Consider the following 2,726-nt stretch of genomic DNA (forward strand, 5'->3'; position numbering starts at 1 on the left):
CGGCGGCCCGCGCCGCGCGTCCGGGGGTGGGCCGTCCGCCCCGGCGCCCGCGCCGCCTCAGGCGAGGCGATCCGGCCCGTCCGTGGGAAGCAGGGGATCCGGGGGTACGACACCGGTCGTCGGCAGGGCGGGCCCCAGCGGCGTGGCGCCGTCGGTGGCCCAGGCGAGGTGCGCCCGTCGGGCGGAGAGGACCGCCAGCAGCGGCCAGAGTGACACGCCCACCGCCGTCACCCGTTCGGCCAGGCCGGTCCGGGATCCGCTGGTCACCTCGAACGCGAACCAGCCGAAGAGGGCGAGCAGCACGATCGTGGCGCTCAGCGCCACGCCCCGCCGAAACGCCCAGGGCGGCTGCGGGGCTCGCGGATGTGCGGCGTCCGGGCCACGCGGCAGCCGCAGCGCCGACCCGGCCGGCCAGAGCGCCAGCGCCAGGACCGCGACGGTGGCCGCGACGCCGTGACTGAGGGAGCCGCCGACCGCCGGCCGGGGAAAGGCGACAAGCGCGATGGTCGCCACGCCGCCGACGGCGAGCAGGAAGCGGCTGGGCAGCCCGGCCGCGTGCAGCACCGCGGCGATCGCCAGGTAGCAGCCGCCGAGCAGCAGCAGACAAGTGATCATGACCCAGGAGTCGGTGGCGTCGTGCCCGGCCAGTTCGCTTATGGTGTCGCGGACCGGGTCGTACCCGGCCGGCTGCCGGGCGCCCGCGACCGTCCAACCGCCGACCAGCAGCACCGGCGCGGCCACCGCCGTGGCGACGCCCCAGTTTGGTACGGCGCGCATTCGGCCACGTTAACCGGCGCGACGGCCCGGCGAGCCGGGTTCGTCAGGCTGCCCACCGGCGCAGCGCGCGGCCTGCCGCCTGCTCACCTGCGAATCGTGCCGGCCTGCCGGGTGCCCCCGAGCGGGGCCGGCCACCCCTGACAGAATGCGGGTGAGGACTGTTCCACGATGAGGAGTTGCCAGCCGTGATCCGTACCCACAATGCCGGAAGCCTGCGCGCCGCGGACGCCGGCTCGACGGTGACGCTCGCCGGGTGGGTGGCCCGCCGGCGTGACCACGGCGGCGTCATCTTCGTCGACCTGCGCGACGGCTCCGGCGTGGTCCAGGTGGTGTTCCGCGAGGAGGACGCGCACGCGCTGCGCAACGAGTTCTGCGTGAAGGTCACCGGCGAGGTGACCCGCCGGCCGGCCGGCAACGAGAACCCGGAGCTGCCCACCGGCGACGTCGAGGTGACCGCCGTCGAGCTGGAGGTGCTCTCCGAGGCCGCGCCGCTGCCGCTCCCGGTGGACGACCAGGTCGAGGCCGGTGACGACCTCCGCCTGCGGTACCGCTACCTGGACCTGCGCCGCAGCGGCCCGGCGAACGCGCTGCGGCTGCGCTCGCGCGCCAGCCACCTCGCCCGGGGGGTGCTGCACGAGCGGGACTTCCTGGAGATCGAGACCCCGACGCTGACCCGCTCGACGCCCGAGGGCGCCCGCGACTTCCTGGTGCCCGTGCGACTCCAGCCCGGCAGCTGGTACGCGTTGCCGCAGTCGCCGCAGCTGTTCAAGCAGCTGCTGATGGTCGGCGGCATGGAGCGGTATTACCAGATCGCCCGCTGCTACCGCGACGAGGACTTCCGCGCCGACCGGCAGCCCGAGTTCACCCAGCTCGACATCGAGATGTCGTTCGTCACCGAGGACGACGTGATCGACCTCGGCGAGGCGATCGTCTCGGCGCTGTGGAAGGACCTGGCCGGGCACGAGATCAGCCGGCCGATCCCGCGGATCACCTGGCACGACGCGATGGCCCGCTACGGCTCGGACAAGCCGGACCTGCGCTACGGCGTGGAGCTGACCGAGCTGACCGACTACCTGCGCGGCACCGAGTTCCGGGTGTTCGCCGGGGCGATCGACGCGGGCGGCTACGTGGGCGCGGTGGTGATGCCCGGTGGCGCGGCGCAGAGCCGCAAGGAGCTGGACGGCTGGCAGGACTGGGCGAAGGCGCGCGGCGCGCGGGGCCTGGCGTACGTGGTGCTGGACGCCGAGACCGGCGAGGCGCGCGGCCCGGTGGCCAAGAACCTGTCCGCCGAGCACCTGGGCGGGCTCGCCGACGCGGTCGGCGCCAAGCCGGGTGACGCGGTCTTCTTCGCCGCCAGCGCCAACGCCCGCGAGGCGCAGGAGCTGCTGGGCGCGGCCCGCGTCGAGATCGCCAAGCGGGCCGGCCTCATCGACGAGAGCGCCTGGGCGTTCTGCTGGGTGGTCGACGCGCCGATGTTCGAGAAGACCGACGAGGGTGGCTGGACGGCTGTGCACCACCCGTTCACCTCGCCGAACGCGGAGTGGGTGGACCGGTTCGAGGAGGCGCCGGACCGCGCCCTGGCGTACGCGTACGACATCGTCTGCAACGGCAACGAGATCGGCGGCGGGTCGATCCGTATCCACCGGGGCGACGTGCAGAAGCGGGTGTTCGACCTGCTCGGCATCACCCCCGAGGAGGCGCAGGACAAGTTCGGCTTCCTGCTGGAGGCGTTCAAGTACGGCGCACCGCCGCACGGCGGCATCGCGTTCGGCTGGGACCGGGTCTGCATGCTGCTGGCCGGCGCGGACTCCATCCGTGAGGTCATCGCGTTCCCGAAGACCCGGGGCGGCTTCGACCCGTTGACCGGCGCGCCGACCCCGATCACCGCCCAGCAGCGCGCCGAGGCCGGCATCGACGCCAAGCCCAAGCCGCAGCCGCCGGCCCACGCC

2 protein-coding genes are annotated in these 2,726 nt (G+C 74.2%); one reads left to right on the forward strand and one right to left on the reverse strand.

Annotation, left to right across the window (positions count from 1 at the left end; translation table 11 throughout):
• Positions 1-57 precede the first annotated feature (57 nt).
• On the reverse strand, positions 58-777 hold the full coding sequence (locus AB0J68_RS30535; RefSeq protein WP_363942157.1) for a DUF998 domain-containing protein: 720 nt from the start codon (positions 775-777) through the stop codon (positions 58-60).
• A gap of 185 nt (positions 778-962) precedes the next feature.
• On the opposite strand from AB0J68_RS30535, the gene aspS reads away from it, so the two are divergent.
• The coding region (gene aspS / locus AB0J68_RS30540) for an aspartate--tRNA ligase (protein ID WP_363942159.1) at positions 963-2,726 on the forward strand (1,764 nt) is incomplete at its 3' end.

Source organism: Micromonospora sp. NPDC049580, assembly GCF_040675595.1.
In the GTDB taxonomy this organism is placed as follows: domain Bacteria; phylum Actinomycetota; class Actinomycetes; order Mycobacteriales; family Micromonosporaceae; genus Micromonospora.